This window comes from Streptomyces sp. NPDC004111 (genome assembly GCF_042874215.1).
Classification (GTDB): Bacteria; Actinomycetota; Actinomycetes; order Streptomycetales; family Streptomycetaceae; genus Streptomyces.
This window is the reverse complement of sequence record NZ_JBIAMU010000008.1, coordinates 46176-66866: the sequence shown is the minus strand read 5'-3', so window position 1 is coordinate 66866 and position 20691 is coordinate 46176. Positions and strand designations below refer to the sequence as shown.

Here is a 20691-nt window from a genome sequence, read left to right as displayed (position 1 = left end):
CGGCCCGGGGCGAGTGCTTCCGCACGCGTGCGAAGATTCTGGGCGTGAGTGCCAACCAGGTCCCCGCGGGCCCCGCCCAGAGCAAGACGTACGACTCGGCCTTCCTCAAGGCGTGCAGGCGCGAGGAGGTGCCGCACACACCGGTGTGGTTCATGCGGCAGGCGGGGCGCTCGCTGCCGGAGTACCTGAAGGTGCGCGAGGGCATCCCCATGCTGGAGTCGTGCATGCGGCCCGAGCTGGTCAAGGAGATCACCCTCCAGCCGGTGCGCCGCCACAAGGTCGACGCGGCGATCTACTTCAGCGACATCGTCGTCCCGCTCAAGGCCATCGGCATCGACCTCGACATCAAGCCCGGCGTCGGCCCGGTCGTCGCCGAGCCGATCCGCACCCGCGCCGACCTGGCACGGCTGCGCGACCTGACCCCCGAGGACGTCTGGTACGTCACCGAGGCGATCGGCATGCTCGTCGAGGAGCTGGGCGAGACCCCGCTGATCGGTTTCGCCGGTGCGCCGTTCACCCTCGCGAGCTACCTCGTGGAGGGCGGCCCGTCCCGCAACCACGAGCACACCAAGGCCATGATGTACGGCGACCCCCAGCTGTGGGCCGACCTCGTGGACCGGCTGGCCGCCATCACCGGCGACTTCCTGAAGGTGCAGATCGAGGCGGGCGCGAGCGCCGTCCAGCTCTTCGACTCGTGGGTGGGCGCCCTGGCCCCCGCCGACTACGTGAAGTCCGTGATGCCCGCCTCGGCCAAGGTCTTCGACGCCGTCGCCCGCTACGGGGTCCCGCGCATCCACTTCGGCGTGGGCACCGGCGAACTGCTCGGCCTCATGGGCGAGGCCGGCGCGGACGTCGTCGGTGTCGACTGGCGGGTCCCGCTGGACGAGGCCGCCCGCCGGGTCGGCCCCGGCAAGGCCCTCCAGGGCAACCTCGACCCCGCCGTCCTCTTCGCCCCGCCGGAGGCGGTCATGGCGAAGACGGACGAGGTGCTCGCCGCGGCCAAGGACCTGGAGGGGCACATCTTCAACCTCGGCCACGGCGTGCTGCCCTCCATGGACCCGGACTCGCTGTCCCGGCTCGTGGAGTACGTCCACACCCGGACCGCCCGCTAGGGGCGGACCGGCACGGTGTCAGTGGCCCGCGCCGCGGACCGCTGACACCGCCTTGCGGGCGGCCACCAGGACCGGGTCCCAGACCGGCGAGAACGGCGGCGCGTACCCCAGGTCGAGAGCCGTCATCTGGTCGACCGTCATCCTCGCGGTGAGCGCCACGGCGGCGATGTCCACCCGCTTGCCCGCGCCCTCGCGCCCCACGATCTGCACCCCCAGCAGCCGCCCGGTGCCGCGCTCCGCGGTCATCTTCACCGTCATCAGCGACGCGCCCGGGTAGTACCCCGCCCGGCTCGTCGACTCGATGCGTACGGTCACGAACCGCAGCCCCTCCGCCCTGGCGTCCTTCTCGCGCAGCCCCGTACGGGCGATCTCCAGGTCGCAGACCTTGCTGACCGCGGTGCCCACGACCCCGGGGAAGGTGGCGTAACCGCCGCCGACGCCCGAACCGATGATCTGGCCGTGCTTGTTGGCGTGCGTGCCCAGCGGGATGTGGCGCGGCCGGCCCGACACCAGGTCCAGCACCTCCACGCAGTCCCCGCCCGCCCAGATGTCCTCGTGCCCGCGCACCCGCATGGCCAGATCGGTGACCAGCCCGCCGGACGGGCCGAGCGGCAGACCGGCCGCCCCGGCGAGCGTGACCTCCGGTTCGACGCCGATGCCGAGCACCACCACGTCGGCGGGGTAGGTGGCCTCCTCGGTGGCGACCCCGGTGACCCGGCCGTCCGCGCCGGTGAGGATCTTGGTGACCTCGGCGTCGCACACGGTCGTGATGCCCATGCCGTTCATCGCCTCGTGCACCAGCGCGCCCATGTCCGGGTCGAGGGTGGCCATCGGCTGCTCGCCGCGGGTCAGGACAGTCACCTCGTAGCCCCGGTGCAGCAGCGCCTCGGCCATCTCCACACCGATGTACCCCGCGCCGACCACCACCGCGCGCCTGCCCTCCGTACGCTCCAGGGTCTCGATCAGGGACCGGCCGTCGTCGAGGTTCTGCACACCGTGGACGCCCGGGGCGTCGATGCCCGGCAGCGGCGGGCGGACGGGGCGGGCACCGGTGGCGATCACGAGCTTGTCGTAGCCGGTCCAGGAGTCGTCACCGGTGGCCAGGTCGCGGGCCCTCACCCGGCGGTTGGGCACGTCGATCTCCCTGACCTCGGTGCGCATCCGCAGGTCGATGTCGCGCGCCCGGTGCTCCTCGGGGGTGCGGGCGATGAGGTCGTCGGCCGAGCCGACGTCGCCGCCGACCCAGTACGGGATGCCGCAGGCCGAGTACGAGGTGAAGTGGCCGCGCTCGAACGCGACGATCCGCAGCTCGTCGGGGCCCTTGAGGCGCCTGGCCTGGGAGGCGGCGGACATGCCGGCGGCGTCGCCGCCGATGACGACGAGGGTTTCCTGTCGGGTGGTCATGGAGGACACGGTAGACAGCCGCGGCGGCGCCGGGGCGGTGGGCCGCGCCCCGCGGGAGCGCGGGGCGCGGCCGTGGGTCAGTCCCTGCCGGACGCGGCCCCCTCGGGCCCCTCGGAGCCCTCGGGGGCAGCGGGGGCGGTCGGCGCGGTCGGGGCGGGGGCGCCGGACTCGGGGCCCCGCGGCCCGGGTGCGGAGGGCTCCGGGTGGCGCTGGCCGGGCGGGGCCGGGTAGGCGGACGGGTACGACGGGAAGGCCGGTGCCCGCCGGGTCCGGCGCGGCGCCAGCCGCGGGGCGACCAGCCGGCGCCACAGCAGGTACAGGAGGGCGAGGGTCGCCGCGAAGGGGGCCACCGCGCCCACGACCATCGCGATCCAGCGGACCGTGGTCACGAACGCCTCCCAGCCGCCGTCCAGGGCGTCGAGGAAGCCCGGCTCGTCGTCCGCGGGCGGCGGCGTCGGCTTCTTCTTCGGCGGCGTCTCCGAGATGACCAGGGTGATCGTCGCCATCGAGGTGCGGTCCTTCAGCGAGGACTGCTGGGCCAGCAGCGAGTCCAGCTCGGCCTGCCGGGTGGCCAGTTCGGCCTCCAGGGAAACCACGTCGGTCAGCTTCGTCGCCCGGTTCATGAACTCCTGGACGCGCGCCACGCTCACCCGCTGCGACTTGATGCGGCTCTCGACGTCCACCACCTCGTTGGTGACGTCCTTGGCGTCCGCCTTGCGCGCGAGCAGCTTCCCGCCGCTCTGCTCCAGCGTGGTCAGGGTCTCCGCGTACTTGTCCTGCGGGACCCGCAGGGTGATGCGCGAGTAGACGTGACCGGTGGAGTCCCGCTCGGTGGACTCGTTGCCGACCAGCCCGCCCGCCGACTCGGCCGTCGTACGCGCCTTGACGAGCGCCTGCGTCGCGTCGGACACCTGCAACTGGAGCTCGGCGGTGCGGATCACGTGCAACTGGAGCTGCGAAGGCGCCTTGGGAGCGGGCGCCTTGGGAGCGTTCGGCTGCCGGGCGCCCGAGTCCTGGTCGGCGCCAGAGCCCTGCTCCGCGCCGCTGCCCGGGTTCGCCCGCCCGCCCGTCCCGGAGTCCCCTCCCGGCTTCTGCGGGGCGGGTGCCGCCGCGCCCTTGCTGTCCGAGGAGGCGCTGTTGTCGCTCGCCCCGCACCCGCCGACCGCGAGCGTCGCGGCCACCACGGCCGCGCCCACGAAGGACATACGGCGCCGGCGCCCCGCCGCACGAGCTGTTGTACGTACTGCTGCACGCATTTTCGGTCCCCCCGAAACTGGTGAAGGATGTTGCAGGTTCGACGTGCGGGACGGGCGTGCGGGTTGCCCTTCAACGGTCCCGAAGCGGCTCCGAAGCGGTCACGGTCGGGACTCGGTGACGGCCGGGCGGGACCACGTACCGGCGTTTGAGACAGTGGAGGCATGAACGGTACGGACGCCACGGACCCCAGGCCGCCCCACGTCGTCGTCATCGGCGGCGGCATCTCCGGCCTCGCCGCCGCCCACCGGCTGGTGGGCTCGGGCGCCCGGGTCACCGTCCTGGAGGCCACCGACCGGCTCGGCGGCAAGCTCCTGGCCGGCGAAATCGCCGGTGCGCCGGTCGACTTCGGCGCCGAGTCGATGCTCGCCAGACGCCCCGAGGCGGTGGCGCTCGCCGAGGCCGTCGGGATCGCCGGCCGGCTCCAGCCGCCGTCCACCGCCGCCGCCTCCCTGTGGAACCGGAACGCGCTCACCCCGATGCCCAAGGGGCATGTGATGGGCGTCCCCGGCGACCCGTCCGTGCTCACCGGGGTGCTCTCCGAGGCCGGGCTCGCCCGCGCCGAACGGGACCGGACGCTGCCGCGCACCGACGTCGGCGACGACATGGCGATCGGCGAGTACGTCGCCGCCCGGCTCGGCCGCGAGGTCGTCGACCGCCTGGTGGAACCGCTGCTCGGCGGGGTGTACGCGGGCGACGTGTACCGGACCTCCCTGCGGGCCGCCGTACCGACCCTGTACGAGGCGGCGCTGCGGCACGATTCCCTCCTGGAGGGCGTCGTGGAACTCCAGCGGCGGGCCGCGGGCAACCCCGCGACCGGCCCGGTCTTCATGGGCATCGACGGCGGCATCGGGACACTGCCCGACGCCGTGGCCACCGCGGTCCGGGCGGCCGGCGGTCGGATCCTGACCGAGACGCCCGTACTGGGCATGGCCCGGCAGGACGGCCACTGGCGGATCCGCACGGACGAGGGCACGATCGGCGCCGACGGCGTCGTGCTCGCCGCGCCCGCCTGGTCGGCGTCCGCCCTGCTCGCCGACGAGTCCCCGGCCGCCGCCGCCGAGCTGTCCGGCGTCGAGTACGCGTCGATGGCCCTGGTGACCATGGCCTTCGCCCGCAAGGACGTGGACGCCGTGCTGCCCGCGGGCTCCGGGTTCCTGGTGCCGCCGGTGGACGGCCACACCATCAAGGCGTCCACCTTCTCCACCCGCAAGTGGGGCTGGGCCGACGCGCACGCCCCCGACCTGTTCGTACTGCGCACCTCCGTCGGCAGGTACGGCGAGGAGGAGCACCTGCACCGCGACGACGCCGACCTCGTCGACGTCTCGCTGCGCGACCTCGGCGCGGCCACCGGGCTCGCCGCCCGCCCCGTCGAGACCCGGGTGACCCGCTGGATCGGCGGCCTGCCGCAGTACCCCGTCGGCCACCTCGACCGGGTGGCCCGGGTCCGCGACGCGGTGGCGAAGCTGCCCGGACTGCGGGTCTGCGGCGCCGCGTACGACGGCGTCGGCATCCCCGCGTGCGTCGGCAGCGGACAGCGCGCCGCCGGCGAGCTGATCGACGAGATCTTGGCCACGCCGACCCTGGTGGAGGGCATGGCGAAGGGCACGGGACAATAGCCACATGACTGCTCAGGAGAACGCCGCCGCCGGGGCCCCCGCCAAGGCCCCGAACGCCGGCAAGAAGGCCAAGGACCTCAACGAGGTCATCCGCTACACCCTGTGGTCCGTCTTCAAGCTGCGCGACGTGCTGCCCGAGGACCGCACCGGCTACGCCGACGAGGTCCAGGCGCTCTTCGACAAGCTCGCCGCCGAGGACGTCACCGTCCGTGGCACCTACGACGTCTCCGGGCTGCGCGCGGACGCCGACGTCATGATCTGGTGGCACGCGGAGACCGCCGACGAGCTCCAGAACGCCTACAACCTCTTCCGCCGCACCAAGCTGGGCCGCGCCCTGGAGCCGGTGTGGTCGAACATGGCACTGCACCGCCCCGCCGAGTTCAACAAGTCGCACATCCCGGCCTTCCTGGCCGACGAGAACCCCCGCGACTACGTCTCGGTGTACCCCTTCGTGCGCTCCTACGACTGGTACCTGCTGCCCGACGAGGACCGCCGCCGGATGCTCGCCGACCACGGAAAGATGGCGCGCGGCTACCCGGACGTGCGGGCCAACACGGTCGCCTCGTTCTCGCTGGGCGACTACGAGTGGCTGCTGGCCTTCGAGGCCGACGAGCTGTACCGCATCGTCGACCTCATGCGTCACCTGCGCGCCTCCGAGGCCCGTATGCACGTCCGCGAGGAGGTGCCCTTCTACACCGGGCGCCGCAAGAGCGTCGCGGACCTGGTGGCGCAGCTCGCCTGAGCAGGATCCCCCGGTACGGGTTTTCGTACCGTTCGTACGGTCAGGCGTACGACAGCGACTTGGTGACGGGGAGGCGGACCATGGGTGCGTGGTCCGCTTCTCCCGTCACCCCAGCCCGGAAGATCAGACGGCGGCCGGCATCCCCTCGGGGATCCCCCTGGGGACGGCCCTGTCCAGCGACACCGGGTTCGGCTCCCGGTGCGGCGCGCACTCAGCGCGCCGCACCGGTGTTTTCCCGGTCAGCAGGTACCGCTCCAGGTGCCCGTTGACGCAGGCGTTCGCGCCGCCGCCGATGCCGTGCGTACCGGCGTCCTCCTCGGTGACCAGCGCCGCGCCCGGCAGCCGCTTGCGCAGCTCCAGCGCGCCCTTGTACGGGGTCGCCGCGTCCCGCTCGGCGGCCAGGATCAGCGTCGGCGGCAGCGCGCCGCGCGCGGTCCGCACGTCCAGCGGACGCTGCCTGGGCGCGGACCAGTACGCGCACGGCAGGTTCATCCACGCGTTGTCCCACGTCTCGAACGGGGCCCGCCTGGCCAGCCGCGTGTTGTCGCGGTCCCAGGTCGCGAAGTCGGTGGGCCACGGCGCGTCGTTGCACTCCACGGCGGTGTAGACGGCCGTGCCGTTCTCGTCGTCCTTGGCCGCCTCGGGGCGCGGCGAGGCCTGGTCGATCAGCGGCTTGGCGTTGCCCTTGAGGTACTCCGACAGCGCGGTGGCGCGCATCGGCCACACGTCGTCGTAGTAGCCCGTCTTGAGGAACGCGGACTGGAGCTGGCCCGGACCGACCACCCCGCCGGCCGGCTTGTGGGCCAGCTCGGCGCGCACCCGCGCGTAGCTGTGCTCGACCTCGGCGGCCGTGGACCCCAGGCCGTACGTCTTGTCGTGCTTGGCCACCCAGGTGCGGAAGTCCTTCCAGCGGCGCTCGAAGGCGGCCGACTGGTCGAGGTTGTTCCGGTACCAGATCTGCTCCGGCGAGGGGTCGACCGCCGAGTCGAAGACCATCCGGCGCACGTGCGAGGGGTAGAGCGTCGCGTAGAGCGCGCCGAAGTACGTGCCGTAGGAGGCGCCCATGAAGTTGAGCTTCGGCTCGCCGAGGGCGGCGCGCAGCACTTCGAGGTCGCGGGCGTTGTTGAGCGAGTGGTAGTGGCGCAGCGCATCGCCCGCGCGGCGCTCGCAGCCCCGCGCGTAGGTCTTCGCGCGGGCGATCCGCTCCCGCTTGTACGACGCGGAGGGGTGCGTGGGTGCCTGGGTGGGGGCCTCGGCGAAGTCCTTGGGGTCCACGCAGGACAGCGGGGCGGAGCGGGCCACCCCGCGCGGCGAGTAGCCGACCAGGTCGTAGGCGGCGCCGATCCGCTTCCACTCGGAGAGCTGGGAGACCAGCGGGAAGTACATGCTGGAGGCGCCGGGGCCGCCGGGGTTGTAGACGAGGGCGCCCTGCCGGGGGACCGGGGCGGCCTTTTCCTTGCCGTTGCTCCCGGTGGCTGATCTGCCGGAGGCCTTCAGGCGGCTGACGGTCAGTTCGATCTGCCGGCCGTGCGGGTGGGCGTAGTCGAGCGGCACCTTCACCGTGCCGCACTTGACCGGGGCGGGCAGGTCCTCGGAGGCGGGGCAGGCGCCGAACGCGATGCCGGCGGCCAGGGCCCGCCCGGCGGCGAGGGCGGTGCCGTGCGCCTCGGGGGAGTCGTGGAGGGCCGGCGGCGCGAGGGCGGGGGCGGCACCGCCCGACGGGGCCGCGGCGAGGGCGGTCAGGACCAGGGAGCCGAGGGTGGTGGCGGCTCCGTACAGCGCAAGTGCTCTCATCGCGATCCCTTGGTCTCGTGAGGCGGCGACCCCGCGGATGATCTCCGCGGCGGATGCAAGGGATACTTGGCAAGGTAGTTGAGGATGTAAAGCACCTGTGTGCGTGTCGGGTGCATTGACTCCGATGCACGGGGGCGGACGGGGGCGCCGGGACCGGGTGCGGGCGCTGCCCCGGCGCGGGGAGCCGGGCGGGTGCCGTCAGGCGCGGCGGGGCGGGGTGAGGGCCGTCCGCAGTTCGGGGTCGGGTATCGCGCGCACGCCGGAGACGGCGACGGCGGTCAGGAGCGCCTGTTCGGAGCCGGTGTGCACGGCGGTGCCGGAGCCCGGGTCGGGCCCCTCGCCGGAGTCCTGCCCCTGCGGCAGGGTGCGCAGCAGCTGCCGGCCCGCGCCGGACGCCCAGCGGGTGTACGGGTGGATCTCCATCCGGGCCACGCCCAGGGTGCCCACCGTCAGCAGCAGCGGCAGCGCGAACCAGAGCGCCACCCGGAGCTGCCCGCCGGGCTCGTGCGGCAGCGCCAGGGCCGCGAAGGTGCCCAGCGCCAGGACGAGGGCGCTCGCGTTGCGCACCGCCCGGACCGCGCCGGCCACCGCGTCCCGCTCCGGCGCCGGGACGGCCAGGCCCCGGTCGACCAGCCGGTCCGCGAGGGCCCGCACGCCGTCCGCGGCGGCCAGTGCGGAACGCACCGCTGCCGTACGGGACTGTCCGCCCGGTCCGGCGGCCTCGATCGCGGCCCGCTCCAGCGCGTCCCGGCCGTCCGGCGCGACGACGGTCGTCCAGCCCGTGTGGGCGAGCAGCACCCGGCGGCGGGCGTGCATCGAGACCAGGGTCAGATCGGCCACCCGGCCGGGCCCGCCGCAGAGGAAGGCGGCCTCCGGAAGCGTCAGCCCGTCGGTGCGCGGCGGCACGTCCGGCGCCTCGGTGTCGAAGGCCGCCGCCGCGGTGGCGGCGACGCAGAGCCGGGCGCAGGTGGCGATGGCCGCGACCCAGGCGATGAGGAGCAACGGGACCCAGAACATGACGGATGTCTATGCGAGGCCCGTCCCTGACGCTATGGCATGTGCATGTTGTGCAAGGAGTGTTGTGGAGATGTGACCGCGGGCTGGGGGAAGTGCGTACCGGTGGGTGTTTTGCCTGGCCAGAGGCGCTTGGTGGGCGACCGGGGGTGAGCGTCGCCGGCTCCGCGTGCGGTCGGGGTCTGCGCGGGCGTTTCCGTGGGTGGTCTGAATTCTCCGCGGGCGCTGCCTTCGTGGGTGGTCGGGCCCTCCGTCGAAGCTGCCTCCGCGAGTGGGCGGGCCCCTCCGTGGACGCTGCCTCCGCGCGTGGTCAGAAGCCGCCGCCTCCTCCTCCGCCACCACCTCCGCAGCCGCCTCCGCCCCCACCGCCGCCTCCGCCCCCACCGCCGCCACCGCAACTGCTGCCGCCGCCCCCTCCGCCGCAGCTGGCGCCACCGCCACCGCCGCCTCCGCCTCCTGCGCCCGAGCCGCAGCTGGAACTGGAGCAACTGCCTCCGCTGCCGCCCGAGCAGCCGCTGCCGCCACCGCACGCCGAGGAGCTGCCGCACGCCGCTCCGGGGCCCGCGCCCGGGACCGTACCGGCGCACCAGACCACCGGGACCAGTGCCGCCGAGGAGGTCGACGCGCTGCTGCCCGGCGGTGCGGGAACGGGGTCCGGGCGGTGGCGGACGGCCGCGCGGAGCTGGTCGCGCAGTTCGCCGTCCGGCAGGGCGCGGATGCCGCCCACGGCCACCAACTGGGCGGGTGCGACGAGGTTCGCCGCGTCCGTGCGGTACGCACGCAGGGCCCGGCGGCCCGCGTCGGTCAGCCGGCGCCTGGCCCGCGCCGCCATGGTGAACCCGACCACCGCACCGATGACGAGGGCGGGCAGTACCCGCAGCACGAACGGCGTCTGGGGTAGGAAGACGTAGCGGTCCTCGGTGGCCTGGAAGACGAAGGTCAGCGCCACCGCGGGCACCAGGGCGAGCAGACAGCCCACCCCCTGGACCTGACCCCAGCGGCGCCACGCCAGAGTCTCCCGCGGTGCCAGCAGAAGCCCGCGCGCGGCGAGGGCGTCGCCGATCTCCTGGACGGCCGGGTTGCGCATGGTCGCGTAACGCAGGCTGTGCAGCGCCCCGTTGGGTGCCGCGTCGTACTCGATGAGCACCGCCCGCTCCACGGTGTCGCGGGCCGCCCTGTGCCGTACGACGACGATGCCGGGCCCGCCCACGCCCAGCCGCCCGTCCGCGTGCAGGGCGGTCAGAGCGGTGTCCACGGCGCGGCCGGGACCGCCCATCAGGAACGCGGCCTCCATGACGTCGTGCACGGTGGCGTTCGCCTGGCCGCGGCGGCCGTGGGCCATGGTCAGGGTGAGGGCAAGCAGGAGCGACGAGCCGCCGACGAGCACGTTGATCAGGACGGCGAGGTTCTCGGAGTTCATGCCTGGCGCGCCTCCCGGTGGGCCAGGGGCTGCGTATCCGGCGTCCGGGCGGCCAGCGGCTGCGGGTCCCCGGCCCGGCGGGACCCGGGCCGGTGGGCCCCGGCGCGGGTGGCCGCCGCGCGGGCGGCGCGCAGCAGACGGGTGGCCCGGGTCGGCGGGCGGGCCGCCGCACGGTCCTGCCACCAGTGGGTGAGGGCGCGCCGGGCCACCGGGTCCGGCGCGCCGTGCACCAGGGTGTGTTCGGCGAAGTCCAGGGCGTCGCGCCGGTAACCGGACCGGAGCGGGCGGTTCAGCGCGTACGCGAAGAAGGCCGGGCGGAACCCGGCCCCGAGGATGCCGGGCAGCTCCGGGGCGACCTTGGCGACGATGTCGGCGCGCTTGCCGGTGAGGGCGCGGCTCTGCACGCGCAGCCGGGGCCCGTCGAAGCCCTCGGGCACCGGCCCGCCGGCGACGAGGGCGTCCAGCAGCGCGGCCTGAGCGAGCGCGAGCCGCTGCCGGGCGGCACCGGTGGAAGCGGGGCCGATGGCGGGCCCGGACACCTCCGTGGCCGCAGTGCCCGGCCCCGGCACGGTCCGCGCGCTTCCCGCCGTGCCGGGCCGCTCCGCGGCACCTGGCTGGCCCGCCGCGCCGGTCCGCTCCACGGTGCCGTGGACCAGGTCCGGTTCGGCTGCCGGCGCTTCCGCCGCGCCGGGACGCCGTACCGTGCCTGCCCGCCCCGCCGCTCCGGGCCGGGCGCTTCCCGCCGTGCCTGCCCACCCCGCCGCGCCGGGCCGCTCCACCGTGTCGCGGATCAGGTCCAGTTCGGCGGCCAGGGTTTCCGCGGCAGGGAAGTTCTCGTCGCGCTCCAGCAGCACGCCCGGTGGTGACACCCGGGCGCGCAGCTCCGCCAGGACGTCGAGCACCGGCTGGGTCACCGGGTGCGCGTGGGTGTCGTGCCACACGCCGTCCCGCTCGACACCGCCCGCCACGTGGACGTACGCGATGGCCTCGACCGGGAGTTCGTCGAGGGCCCTGGCCGGGTCCTCGCCCCGGTTGACGTGGTTGGTGTGCAGGTTGGCCACGTCGATCAGGAGCCGGACCCCGGTGCGCTCGACCAGTTCGGCCAGGAACTGGCCCTCGGTCAGCTCCTCGCCGGGCCAGTTGATCAGTGCCGCGATGTTCTCCAGCGCGAGCGGCACCGGCAGCTGGTCCTGCGCGATGCGGACGTTCTCGCACAGCACGTGCAGCGCGTCCCAGGTACGCGGCACGGGCAGCAGGTGGCCCGCCTCCAGGACCGGGGACGCGGTCTGCGCCCCGCCGGCCCTGACGAACGCGATGTGCTCGGTGACCAGCGGCGCGCCCAAGGCCTGGGCCCGTGCCGCCAGGTCCGCCAGCCGCGCCGGGTCCGGGCGGTCCGCGCCGCCGATGCCCAGCGAGACGCCGTGCGGGACCACCTGGGTGCCCCGGGCGCGCAGCCGCAGGAGGGAGTCGGGGAGATGACCCGGGCAGATGTTCTCCGCCACCACCTCCACCCAGTCGACGCCGGGCAGTGCCTCGACGGTGTCGGCGATCTCGGGCCGCCAGCCGATCCCGACACCGAGCCGGGGCAGGGCGCCGGACACGGCGGCCGTGCCGCGTGCGCCCGGTGCGGCGAGTGCGTCGAGTGTGCCGGTCGGCCGGGTGCCCGGCCGCTCTGTGCGCTGGTCCATGTGCGTCCCCCTACTCCGTGCTGTGCAGGGGTCATGGCCCCGACAGATGGCGCTGAATCCACCGAGGGGGACGTTCAGAGGTTGATTTGAGGTTCCGGCGGGTCCCTCCGACGGCGGAGGGCACCACTCCGGCGGCGGGCCCCGGGCGGGGCCTCAGTGCTGGGCGGCGGGGTTGCCGATGTCGCCCGCGGGCGGCGCCGAGGGCAGCGACGTGAAGTTCTGCGTACCGGTGGGAACGGCGGGCGCCGGGACCGGGACACGCGCGCCCGGCACCGGCGGAGGGGGCCCGGTCGGGCTGGCGGTCGCCGCGCCCGCCGCCTCGTTGGCGATCGCGTCGAAGTCGACCAGCCCGGTCCCTTCGAGCATGGTGATGTGGTCCAGCACGGTCTGGTTGGCGGCGTCCGCGAGCTGGCGGATCAGTGCGTTGCGGGTGCTGTTGCGGACCTGGGCGATCACGGTGAAGACCTTGCCGTGCGCCCGCCGCAGCAGGTTCGCGAACAGTCGCTCGTACGTCGTCCCGGTCGCCGCCGTCAGCTGGCGCAGCCAGCCCTGCTGCTCGTCGGTCGGCTGGTTGGGCAGTTCGATGCCGAGCTGGGAGGCCACCGAACGGGCCCGCGCGTCCAGGTCCGTGTGACCGACCACGAGATGGTCCCCGGCCGCCTTGACCGACTGGCTCGGGGCCCGCTCGATCGCCTGCTGCCCGGCCGGGAGCTCCCACAGCCCGGCCAGCCGCACCTTCACCAGGAGGTCCCGGTCGGCGGCCGACAGCGGCCCCCACTTGGTGGCGACCGTGGAGGCCGCCAGGTTGGCCTGGCCGGTGCCCGAGCGGTCGGCGTACGACCAGACCGGGAAGGCGAGCGCGGCCAGAGTGGCGAGCAGGGCCACCACGACGAGCGCGGTGCCGTTGACGCGCCGTAACAGCGCGAAGGCGGTGCTGGACATGGAGGTGGACATGGACAAGATCGCTCCCGAGCCTTTGGCGGCGTACCGGATCCCCGTCGTACGGAGTCGACTCCACCGCCAAGTGCCTTGATCCTTCAGGAACTTGGCGGCATTCATGGGTACGTGTGATGCACCTGACGCGTTCAGCCGGTGACGGGGCGCACCGGTCGCACACCTGTCCGCCGTACAGCAGGGGCCGTCGTGTCCAACGGGCCCGGGGAGCGCGCGCCCGGCGTCCGGCCGCCGGGGCCGGGCCGCCGCTCCCTCACCCCTCCTGCGGACGCGGCAGCGACTCCTGCGGAAGCGCCGGCGACTCCTGCGGACGCGGCAGCGACCCCACCCGGTGGTGTCCCTCGACCGCGACCGTCTTCCCGGGCGCGATCTCCGTGAAGCCCGCGTCCCGCACCACCGGCAGCGCCGGATCGGCGGCCACCTCGCGCCACTTCGCCGCCGGGGCCGTGCGCACCGACAGCGGGAACCCGGTCGCCCGCCAGGCCTCCCGCTCCCCGTCCGACAGATCCCACCAGGCGAGCTGCGCACCGTGCCCGGCCTGCGCCATCGTCTTGCCCGCGGACATGCCGAGGTCCGGGTTCACCCACAGCACGGGCGCCGCCGGATCCGGCTCGCCCGGCTCCTCGGGGTCGTCCAGCTCGGTCCCCGACACCTGGAGCTTGGCAAGCTCCTTGGGCCAGCCGTCCAGCGGGATCGGCGGGAAGACCCGTACCTCGGTCTCCTTCCCGGTCACCGTGATCCCCGGCAGCGCCGACGCCTTGCGCCACTCCGCGCCGCGCGCCCGCCGCACCACCTTGCGGATCCGCGCGTCCTCCCAGTTCCGTACCGCCTCGGCCCACTCGCCGTCGCCCAGCGACCGTGCGTCGGACAGCATCACGAGGACCGCGCGGGCAGCCGTCTCCAGCGCGTCCGTACGGGCCGGCGGGTCGGTCTTCTCGATGTGGACGACCAGGGGCAGGACGTACTGGGGGGCCGCGTCGCGCTCGTCGGCGGGGATGTCTTGGCTGCTCATCCGGACAAGTTTGCCAGGGCTTGAAGCGGAACCCGCCGGGTATCGCCTTGTGGGACCGAATCCCCGCAAGCCAGGATGTCCGGTATGAAGAGCGATCTTTTTGCGGCGGAGAACATGGCCCAGCCGGCGACCGTCCCCGGCATGACCCTGCAGAACGCCAAATCGGTGAAGTACGCGGTCAACGGCGAGATGCACGCCCGGCAGGGCGCGATGATCGCCTACCGCGGCGACCTCCAGTTCGAGCGCAAGGGCCAGGGCATCGGCGGCATGCTCAAGCGGGCCGTCACCGGCGAGGGCCTGCCGCTGATGGCGGTGCGCGGGCAGGGCGAGGCGTGGTTCGCGCACGAGGCGCAGAACTGCTTCATCATCGACCTCGACCAGGGCGACGCGCTCACCGTCAACGGCCGCAACGTGCTGTGCTTCGACCCGACCCTCAGCTACGAGATCAAGATGGTGAAGGGCGCCGGCATGACCGGCGGCGGCCTCTTCAACAGCCTCTTCACCGGCTACGGCAAGCTGGCCGTGGTCTGCGACGGCAGCCCGCTGATCATCCCGGTCACCGGCCAGTCGCCGGTGTACGTCGACACCGACGCGGTCGTCGGCTGGAGCGCCCAGCTCAACACCTCGCTGCACCGCTCGCAGTCGGTCGGCTCGATGATCCGCGGCGGCTCCGGCGAGGCCGTGCAACTGATGCTCCAGGGCGAGGGGTTCGTGATCGTACGTCCCAGCGAGCTGACCCAGCACAAGCCCCAGGCCAACTGAAGCAGGACCGTTGAGACTCGACGGCGTGGGCCGGCGCTACGGGCTGAGCGGGACGTGGGTGCTGCGGGAGGTCGACCTCGAACTCCGGCCGGGCACCCTGGTCCGCTTCCAGGGCGCAAACGGCACCGGGAAGTCGACCCTGCTGCGGGTGCTCGCCGGGATCGACGCGCCGAGCCGGGGGCGGGTGACCGGCCGTCCGGCCCGGGTCGGGTACGTGCCCGAACGCTTCCCCGGCGCGCTGCCCTTCACCGCACTCGGCTACCTCACCCACCTCGGCCGTATCCACGGGCTCGGGCGCGGGCGGGCGCGGGGCGCGGCGGGGGAGTGGCTGGAACGGTTCGGGGCGGCCGGGCACGCCCGCACCCCGGTGGCCGAACTGTCGAAGGGCACCGCGCAGAAGGTCGCGGTGGCCCAGGCGCTGCTGGCGGAGCCCGGACTGCTCGTCCTGGACGAGGCGTGGACCGGGCTCGACGAGGCGGCCAGGGGAGAACTCGACCGGGTGGTCGCCGAACGGGTCGCGGCGGGCGCGACGGTGGCCTTCGTGGACCACGACCCGCTGCGGCTGGCGGACGTGGTGGACGCCGGGTTCCGGGTGGAGGCGACCCGCGTGCTGCCCGTCGACACCGGCCCCGCGACGGCGGACCGGGGTCCGCGGGTACGCATCACGGCGGTCGGCCCGCCCGGCGCCGCGGTGCCCGCGGGGCTTCCCGGAGCACCGGCCGCGCAACCCGGACCCGAGGGCGCGACCGTACTGACGGTGGCGGCGGTGCACTCCGACGGGGTGCTGAGGGGACTGCTGGGAGCACGCCCGCCCTGGCACGTACGGGAGGTGACGGCGCTCGACGGCGCGGCGGGGTCGGAGCGGCTCGGGCGGCACGGGACCAGTGAGCCGCCGGCACCGCACGAGACCCACGCGGCGCACGAACCCATGGCACCGCAGGGGCCGCACGCGCCGCTGCCACGGCACGAGACCCGTGCGCCGCACGAACCGCTGGCACTGCACGCGCCGCGTGAGCCGCTGACGCCGCACGAGACCCACGTGCCATGCGAGCCGCTGGCGCCGCAGGGGCCGCACGGGCCGCACACGCCCCGCGAGCCGCTGTCACCACACGGGACCCGTGCGGCGCACGAACCCCTGGCACCACCCGAGCCGCTGCCACCGCACGACTCGCCCGAGCCCCCCGCGCCGCCCACGGCCAACGGCTCCCACGGCACGCACCAGCACCGGAGACAGGAACAGGAGCAGGACCACGCGTGAGCGCACTGCTGCGGTATCAACTCGCCCTGCTGGGAAGGTCGCAGAAGTGGCTCGCCCCGGTCCTGCTGTACGCGGCCTTCCTCGCCATCGGCATCCAGGGCGGCCAGCCCGTGCTGGACTCGCTCGGGTACGGCTCGGCCATCCTGCTGCCCGTCGCGGCCTGGCTGACCCGGGTCTGCGTCACCAACGAGCCCCCGGCCGCCCGCGCCTGCGTCGCCGCCGCCACCGGCCCCGGCCGGGCCCACCTCGCCGCGCTGCTCACCGCCTTCGGCTGCACGGCGGCCCTCGGGGCGCTGGGCACCGGACTCGTGCTGGCGATCAGCAAGTGGGCCGACACCGAGAACACCGTCCGCATCGACCCGGTGGCGGCCGGCGCGGCGGGGCTGCTGGCGGCGGCCGTCTGCGCGCTCCTCGGCACGGCGGTCGGCGCGCTCGGCACCTGGCCGCTGCTGCGCGGCACCGGCTGGGGCGTCACGCTCACCGCGCTGGGCGCGCTGCTGGCCCTGGTCACCGCGGGGTCGCCCGCCCGCAGCGCCGTCACGGGCCTGGTCACCGGCTCGCACACCGGGACGGTGGACCTCCCGTACTCGGCGCTGGTGGGCGCGCTGCTGCTGGCCGGCGCGGCGGGCGCGGTGGTCTGCGCCCTGTCCGCGCGGCGGGCCTGAACCGCGCCGTCCGCCGGGCCCGCCCTCAGCGACCCAGCCGTCCGCCGGGCCGGCCCTCAGCGACCGCGCCCACCGCCGGGCCGGCTCTCAGCGCCAGCGCCGTCCGCCGGGCCGGCCGCAGCAAACGTGCCCCCGCCGGACCGGCCCTCAGCGCCGGCCGATCAGCTCCGACACCTTGACGAACCGGTAGCCCTTCTTCCGCAGTTCGGGAACGATCCGCTTCAGGGCCCGCTCCGTCGTCGGCGCCGCGCTGCGCGTGCAGTGCATGACGACGAGCGACCCCGGCCGCACCCCGGCCAGCACCTGCTCGGCCACCGCGTCCGCGTCCGTCGCGAAGGCGTCCCCGCTGACCACGTCCCACTGGACGGCCGTCACCTTCGCGGGCCCGAGGCCGCGCAGCGCGCGGTCGTCGTAGCACCCGCCGGGGAACCGGAAGTAGGGCACCACGTTGCGCGCCCCGGCCCTGCGGAACGCGTCGAAGGCCCGGTCCAGGTCCGCGCGCATCTTCTCCGGCGCGACGGTGGGCAGGCCGTAGCAGGGGGACTTGAAGGCGTGGTGGCTGTAGGAGTGGTTGGCGATCTCGAAGAGCGGGTCGGTGCCGATCGACCGTGCCTGGTCGGGGTACTCCTCGGCCCAGCGGCCGGTCATGAAGACGGTGGAGGGCACCTTGAACCGGCGCAGCGAGGCGATCAGCCCGGGATTGTCGAACCGTTCACCGGCCGCCGCGCGCGGCCCCTGATCGGCGGTCATGTCCGCGTCGAAGGTGAGCGCGACGACCTTCTCCCGGCTCCCCCCGCGGGCCCGCTCGAAGACGGGCGTGCGCCCGCCGGGACCTGCGGCGACGGTCGGCGGGGCGGTCGGCGAGGGCCGGGCGGACGCGTCGGCGGCGGGCTTCGAGGGGGCGGAGACGGCGGGCGTGCGGTGCGCCTGGGCACCGGCTCCGTCGCCGCCCGCACTGCCCGTACTCCCCGTTCCGCACCCCGCCAGGGCCGCACCCGCCACCGCTACCGCGAGCATTCTTCGTACAAAAGTGGTCACTCACGGAAAGTATCCGATCGAAAGCGAAGGGTCGGCCAACGGCGCGGCGCCCGTCCGGCGAGTAATACTCTCCGGGTGACCTCAGTTCTTACGCCGGGTGCGGACATCGTCGTACGCCGTGCCACCGCCCGCGACGCCAGGCGTCTCACCCGCATCGTCCGCCACTCGCGCGCGTACAAGGCCCCGTACGAGTCGATGGTCGCGGGCTACCGGGTGGGCCCGGACTACATAGAGGCCCACGAGGTCCATGTGGCCGTCGCCACCGGCGACGACACGGTCCTCGGCTTCTACGCGCTGCTGCTCGACCCGCCGGAACTGGACCTGCTCTTCGTCGCGGACACGGCCCAGGGCCTGGGCATCGGCCGCCGGCTGATCACGCATCTGAAGGGCCGTGCCCGCGCGGCGGGGATCGACGCGGTGCGGGTGGTCTCCCACCCGCCGTCGGAAGGCTTCTACCGCAGTGTCGGCGCGCACCGGACCGGCACGGTCAGGGCGAACCCGCCCGCGGTCCGCTGGGACCGCCCGGAACTCACCCTGCCGGTGCACTGACCGCTCACGGGGTCTCCAGCAGCCTGCGCCTGCACTCCTCGACGTCGAAGCCGGCCTTTGTCTGGAGCGCCCCCGTTGACCTGCGGCGATGCCAAAAATAGGCACGAAATGGTTCAACTCGACGCCATGGGGTGCCACTCAATGCCCCTCGATGCCAATGTGTGCTCCCGCGGGAGCACCACCCGGAAGAAGCACTACGGGTCCAGTGCCGAGTGATTGCAGAACGGCGTATATCTGACAAGGAGAGGCCTGTGCTGACGGGCCTTTCTCCGACCATCGGTCGCCCTCGCCCCCGACTGGCCGGAGATACCCCAAGCCGCCTGAACCGCGAAGAGGAGGGGCCCGGCACCATGCGGGCCCCTCCTCAACGTTCAACCGGTCACCGGCGGCGTCTCATCCACGCAACCGCACCGGCAACCACCGGCGCCAGCAGTGCAGCGACTACTTGATCTGCCGCGATCGGCGCCACGAACTCCACCACCCCCTGAGTTGCGGAGGTCAGTTCCTCGTGGTGGACGCCCACGGCGTAGCCGCAGACCAGCGCGGCGAACACCGCCACCGGCCACGGCGGGCCATCGTTTTCGGCGCGGTGTAAGGGCATACTGCCCATGACTGCTCCTCTCTGTTGGTGAGCGGGTGGTCCCGCCGGGCCCTTGCCTCCGTCGAAAGTTGCTTGGGCCTGGCGGAGTCTTAGGTACGCTGCGCCTCCCGCAGGGTGGCTTCGACCACTTCTAGTCGATGCTTCATGGCGATGAGTTGCGCTGCCGTCTCATCTGAAGATGCGTGGGCCGCCGTGAGAATCTGAATCACCTGTAGTAGATGAGCCCGTGTAGCAGGCTCTGCGGCCTTTTCATCATCGACTGCTGCGGCGGAGGTCTCCGACGACGGCACGAGCAGTTGCCCGAGGAACTCCGTTAGCCGTCGGCGTGTGACGCAGTTTGGGCAGAGCGAAGAACCGGGGTCGTCGCGCACGCTGGGGTTGTGAGGCCGCTTGCAACTCCGGCAGGTCTTACTGCTGGCTGTGGCTGGCTTCGTGGTCGTAGCCCTGCGCACGACTTTCGCGTACATGTCCGGAAGCGGTACCGGGACTCCGCAAGAGGTGCACCGCCCGTTGCCTTCGAGAACTGATAGGCATTCGTGCGCTGTGTCACACTCAGCGCAGTACACGAGGTAGGGCCTGTCGCCACTGTAGGGCTCGTCCTCCACGACCCATGCCCTTGCATCATCTGGGGGGGACGTGGGTTCTGGGCGCTGCAGGTATTCATCAGCAATGGTGTGGACCTCCCGCCACGCAGCCCAGAGAAGACCCTGCATGGACTCCGCGCTCTGCTCGGAGGGCCACTCCAGGGCGCCAGCGTATCGAGAGTGCGCCGCTTGCCTTGAGACCCCCAGGCGGGCGCCGATCTCGTCCCACGTGACGCCTCGATTCCGCTCCAGAGCCACAGCGCGCCGCATGACCTCTGAGGCGTAGCCCACCAACTTTTCGGCATCGGCCAAAGAGTCCCGCTCTCGCACCACGTCCTCTGCCCCTTCGATGCCGTCAACGGACACAGACAGAAGTGTCAGGGAACGGTTGCTGCTTTGTCAGGCAGATCAGACAACTGATGGGTGGGCACTTGGAAACCGCCCGCCCCTCGCTTGTCCCGTGGGGGCACGGGAAGGGCCCTCGGGAAGTTCCCGAGGGCCCTTCTTTGATGCTCTACACCGGCCTGACCTGGTGTTTCTATGTGTCCAGGCAGGATTTCAACCTGCGATACCAGCTTCCGGAGTGTGGTGGGGCGATCAATGACGTGAACTGCGAGAAGCCGCTCTGCGGCGGAGTGCGGTCCGGCGGCCCCTCGGCCCTCCGAGTGCCCGTGGGTTCCCGCTCGTTCTGGCACGGGAGTGGCACGGAGCGGTCACTCTGCAAGCGCGTCATCCGGCCTGGCGTAGCGGTTCACTGGCTGCGTAGCACGCGTTGAGCCACTGTGCCTCGACCTTGCCAAGGATCGTGGACCCGAGCATGGGCGTGTCCAGCATGCCGTTGTTCAGACCGGCTTTCACGGCCTTCTCCTTCAGCTCCGCTGGCACGCTGTCGGCCATTGTTGTCGTGGGGCCATCGACAGACTGGGGCTCCCAGCCCAAGTCGGAGTGCAACGCCGACGCCTGACCTCTGGCCTGTACGAAGATCAGACGTTCCCCGGTGTCATTGACGAAGTAGGCGACGTAGTCCGTGTCGCTGATGTCGAAGCCGCTGACCTGGGCTAGAAGCTTCCGGATCTCTATGCCGAAGTTGGTAGTCATGTTGCGACGCTACTGACGATCAACGTGTTGTGAAGAGCAGTTGACGGTATTCGCCCGCACGATCGAGTACGTAGGCCGGTGGCGCGGCTTCGGGCTGGAGCTGCTTTGGGGTGAGTGATCATG

At 73.2% G+C, this 20691-nt stretch carries 17 protein-coding genes and 1 pseudogene; 7 read left to right on the top strand and 11 right to left on the bottom strand.

The window, feature by feature from the left end:
• Nucleotides 1-44 precede the first annotated feature (44 nt).
• Nucleotides 45-1112, top strand: a complete 1068-nt coding sequence (gene hemE, locus ACFYVL_RS17435; RefSeq protein WP_389245540.1) for a uroporphyrinogen decarboxylase — start codon at nt 45-47, stop codon at nt 1110-1112.
• Between the two features lie 18 nt (nt 1113-1130).
• Here the strand turns inward: hemE and ACFYVL_RS17430 are convergent, their stop codons facing one another.
• Nucleotides 1131-2516, bottom strand: a complete 1386-nt coding sequence (locus tag ACFYVL_RS17430; RefSeq protein WP_389245538.1) for an FAD-dependent oxidoreductase — start codon at nt 2514-2516, stop codon at nt 1131-1133.
• A 77-nt stretch (nt 2517-2593) separates the two neighbouring features.
• Nucleotides 2594-3721, bottom strand: coding sequence for a DUF4349 domain-containing protein (locus ACFYVL_RS17425; protein WP_389245537.1), 1128 nt, complete (start codon nt 3719-3721; stop codon nt 2594-2596).
• 213 nt (nt 3722-3934) lie between these two features.
• Here ACFYVL_RS17425 and hemG point away from each other — a divergent pair, with 213 nt between their 5' ends.
• A complete protein-coding gene (gene hemG, locus ACFYVL_RS17420) occupies nt 3935-5389 on the top strand; it encodes a protoporphyrinogen oxidase (RefSeq protein WP_389245535.1) in 1455 nt (484 codons plus the stop codon).
• A gap of 4 nt (nt 5390-5393) precedes the next feature.
• Nucleotides 5394-6131, top strand: coding sequence for a hydrogen peroxide-dependent heme synthase (hemQ, locus tag ACFYVL_RS17415; protein ID WP_389245533.1), 738 nt, complete (start codon nt 5394-5396; stop codon nt 6129-6131).
• A 123-nt stretch (nt 6132-6254) separates the two neighbouring features.
• Here hemQ and ACFYVL_RS17410 read toward each other — a convergent pair whose 3' ends face one another.
• The 6 genes from ACFYVL_RS17410 to ACFYVL_RS17385 form a co-directional block, all read right to left on the bottom strand.
• On the bottom strand, nt 6255-7925 hold the full coding sequence (locus ACFYVL_RS17410; protein WP_389245531.1) for an alpha/beta hydrolase: 1671 nt from the start codon (nt 7923-7925) through the stop codon (nt 6255-6257).
• 198 nt (nt 7926-8123) lie between these two features.
• On the bottom strand, nt 8124-8942 hold the full coding sequence (locus tag ACFYVL_RS17405) for a TIGR04222 domain-containing membrane protein (RefSeq protein WP_389245529.1): 819 nt from the start codon (nt 8940-8942) through the stop codon (nt 8124-8126).
• Between the two features lie 307 nt (nt 8943-9249).
• On the bottom strand, nt 9250-10359 hold the full coding sequence (locus ACFYVL_RS17400; RefSeq protein WP_389245528.1) for a TIGR04222 domain-containing membrane protein: 1110 nt from the start codon (nt 10357-10359) through the stop codon (nt 9250-9252).
• Nucleotides 10356-12047 carry a DUF692 family multinuclear iron-containing protein gene (locus ACFYVL_RS17395; protein ID WP_389245526.1) on the bottom strand — a complete coding sequence of 564 codons (1692 nt, stop codon included), beginning with the start codon at nt 12045-12047 and terminating at the stop codon, nt 10356-10358. The genes ACFYVL_RS17400 and ACFYVL_RS17395 overlap by 4 nt, the downstream gene beginning before the upstream one ends.
• A gap of 153 nt (nt 12048-12200) precedes the next feature.
• Nucleotides 12201-13001, bottom strand: a complete 801-nt coding sequence (locus tag ACFYVL_RS17390; protein WP_389245524.1) for a DUF4142 domain-containing protein — start codon at nt 12999-13001, stop codon at nt 12201-12203.
• A 253-nt stretch (nt 13002-13254) separates the two neighbouring features.
• Entirely contained in the window at nt 13255-14013 is a 759-nt protein-coding gene (locus tag ACFYVL_RS17385; protein WP_389245522.1) for a peptidyl-tRNA hydrolase, read from the bottom strand.
• 84 nt (nt 14014-14097) lie between these two features.
• On the opposite strand from ACFYVL_RS17385, the gene ACFYVL_RS17380 reads away from it, so the two are divergent.
• From ACFYVL_RS17380 to ACFYVL_RS17370, 3 genes and pseudogenes are all read left to right on the top strand, one after another.
• Complete coding sequence (locus ACFYVL_RS17380) at nt 14098-14775, top strand: AIM24 family protein (protein ID WP_389245520.1); 678 nt, start codon at nt 14098-14100, stop codon at nt 14773-14775.
• A 10-nt stretch (nt 14776-14785) separates the two neighbouring features.
• A pseudogene (locus tag ACFYVL_RS17375) lies at nt 14786-15607 on the top strand (ATP-binding cassette domain-containing protein); the annotation flags it as partial.
• Nucleotides 15608-16029: 422 nt separating this feature from the next.
• Nucleotides 16030-16698 carry an ABC transporter gene (locus ACFYVL_RS17370; protein WP_389245518.1) on the top strand — a complete coding sequence of 223 codons (669 nt, stop codon included), beginning with the start codon at nt 16030-16032 and terminating at the stop codon, nt 16696-16698.
• A gap of 147 nt (nt 16699-16845) precedes the next feature.
• Here ACFYVL_RS17370 and ACFYVL_RS17365 read toward each other — a convergent pair whose 3' ends face one another.
• The gene (locus ACFYVL_RS17365) at nt 16846-17715 is read right to left on the bottom strand and encodes a polysaccharide deacetylase family protein (protein WP_389245941.1); all 870 of its coding nucleotides are present in this window, start codon (nt 17713-17715) and stop codon (nt 16846-16848) included.
• Nucleotides 17716-17811: 96 nt separating this feature from the next.
• Here ACFYVL_RS17365 and ACFYVL_RS17360 point away from each other — a divergent pair, with 96 nt between their 5' ends.
• The gene (locus ACFYVL_RS17360) at nt 17812-18285 is read left to right on the top strand and encodes a GNAT family N-acetyltransferase (RefSeq protein ID WP_389245516.1); all 474 of its coding nucleotides are present in this window, start codon (nt 17812-17814) and stop codon (nt 18283-18285) included.
• Between the two features lie 379 nt (nt 18286-18664).
• Here ACFYVL_RS17360 and ACFYVL_RS17355 read toward each other — a convergent pair whose 3' ends face one another.
• Nucleotides 18665-18895 (bottom strand): hypothetical protein, encoded by a 231-nt coding sequence (locus ACFYVL_RS17355; protein ID WP_389245515.1) that lies wholly within the window; start codon nt 18893-18895, stop codon nt 18665-18667.
• 1304 nt (nt 18896-20199) lie between these two features.
• Nucleotides 20200-20568 (bottom strand): hypothetical protein, encoded by a 369-nt coding sequence (locus tag ACFYVL_RS17350; RefSeq protein ID WP_389245513.1) that lies wholly within the window; start codon nt 20566-20568, stop codon nt 20200-20202.
• Nucleotides 20569-20691 lie beyond the last annotated feature (123 nt).

Bases quoted from the DNA above. Each gene is read 5' to 3' on its own strand.
- ACFYVL_RS17430 (WP_389245538.1), bottom strand. From the start codon at position 2,516: ATGACCACCCGACAGGAAACCCTCGTCGTCATCGGCGGCGACGCCGCC.
- ACFYVL_RS17350 (WP_389245513.1), bottom strand. From the start codon at position 20,568: ATGACTACCAACTTCGGCATAGAGATCCGGAAGCTTCTAGCCCAGGTC.
- ACFYVL_RS17355 (WP_389245515.1), bottom strand. From the start codon at position 18,895: ATGGGCAGTATGCCCTTACACCGCGCCGAAAACGATGGCCCGCCGTGG.
- ACFYVL_RS17385 (WP_389245522.1), bottom strand. From the start codon at position 14,013: ATGAGCAGCCAAGACATCCCCGCCGACGAGCGCGACGCGGCCCCCCAG.
- ACFYVL_RS17405 (WP_389245529.1), bottom strand. From the start codon at position 8,942: ATGTTCTGGGTCCCGTTGCTCCTCATCGCCTGGGTCGCGGCCATCGCC.
- ACFYVL_RS17395 (WP_389245526.1), bottom strand. From the start codon at position 12,047: ATGGACCAGCGCACAGAGCGGCCGGGCACCCGGCCGACCGGCACACTC.
- ACFYVL_RS17380 (WP_389245520.1), top strand. From the start codon at position 14,098: ATGAAGAGCGATCTTTTTGCGGCGGAGAACATGGCCCAGCCGGCGACC.
- ACFYVL_RS17390 (WP_389245524.1), bottom strand. From the start codon at position 13,001: ATGTCCACCTCCATGTCCAGCACCGCCTTCGCGCTGTTACGGCGCGTC.
- hemG (WP_389245535.1), top strand. From the start codon at position 3,935: ATGAACGGTACGGACGCCACGGACCCCAGGCCGCCCCACGTCGTCGTC.
- ACFYVL_RS17400 (WP_389245528.1), bottom strand. From the start codon at position 10,359: ATGAACTCCGAGAACCTCGCCGTCCTGATCAACGTGCTCGTCGGCGGC.
- hemQ (WP_389245533.1), top strand. From the start codon at position 5,394: ATGACTGCTCAGGAGAACGCCGCCGCCGGGGCCCCCGCCAAGGCCCCG.
- ACFYVL_RS17410 (WP_389245531.1), bottom strand. From the start codon at position 7,925: ATGAGAGCACTTGCGCTGTACGGAGCCGCCACCACCCTCGGCTCCCTG.
- ACFYVL_RS17425 (WP_389245537.1), bottom strand. From the start codon at position 3,721: ATGTCCTTCGTGGGCGCGGCCGTGGTGGCCGCGACGCTCGCGGTCGGC.
- ACFYVL_RS17365 (WP_389245941.1), bottom strand. From the start codon at position 17,715: ATGCTCGCGGTAGCGGTGGCGGGTGCGGCCCTGGCGGGGTGCGGAACG.